The sequence below is a fragment of the Vibrio sp. OPT46 genome, assembly GCF_015163535.1.
GTDB classification, from domain to species: Bacteria; Pseudomonadota; Gammaproteobacteria; order Enterobacterales; family Vibrionaceae; genus Vibrio; species Vibrio alginolyticus.
Genome location: NZ_JADDYG010000571.1, coordinates 1 through 456 on the forward strand (window position 1 = coordinate 1; position 456 = coordinate 456).

Annotated in this window: 1 protein-coding gene and 1 pseudogene; both read right to left on the reverse strand. The window is 42.8% G+C overall.

What is annotated here, in order from left to right; genetic code table 11:
- A pseudogene (locus tag IQR33_RS23040) lies at nt 1–77 on the reverse strand (DJ-1 family protein); the annotation flags it as partial.
- On the reverse strand, nt 74–456 hold a 383-nt coding region (locus tag IQR33_RS23045), incomplete at its 5' end, for a ketopantoate reductase C-terminal domain-containing protein (RefSeq protein WP_322631799.1). The gene IQR33_RS23045 and the pseudogene IQR33_RS23040, both read right to left, overlap by 4 nt.

Consider the following 456-nt stretch of genomic DNA (forward strand, 5'->3'; position numbering starts at 1 on the left):
ACCATCATGTCGATGACGGTGACGGCTTCCATTTCTTCGGTGCCTGGAGCGATTGGCACTAAGATTTTCTTACTCATTGTTCTGTCCAGCTTTGTTCTATTTGTTTGATGCGTTGGTAAAGTTTTAAATTCTCAGGCGTATTGATACGATGTTTCTCGGCAGCTTTTAACAAGTATCCGGTTATAAAATCAATTTCCGTTCGACGTTGATGGAATACGTCTTGCCTCATTGAAGAATAGTTCTCAGCTGTGGCGTTCACCACTTGCATTACCGTATCGAAAAGAGAGCGAAACTCGATAGCAATACCTTCTTTACTCATTACTTCAACCAGTTCTTGAGTGATGCTTTCGAGTTGTATCTTAAACTCGGGCTGCGCAAGCTCACCATTCTTACACTGGTGAATCGCAGTCAGTGGGTTAATCGCGCAGTTAATTGCTAACTTAGTCCATAACGCAG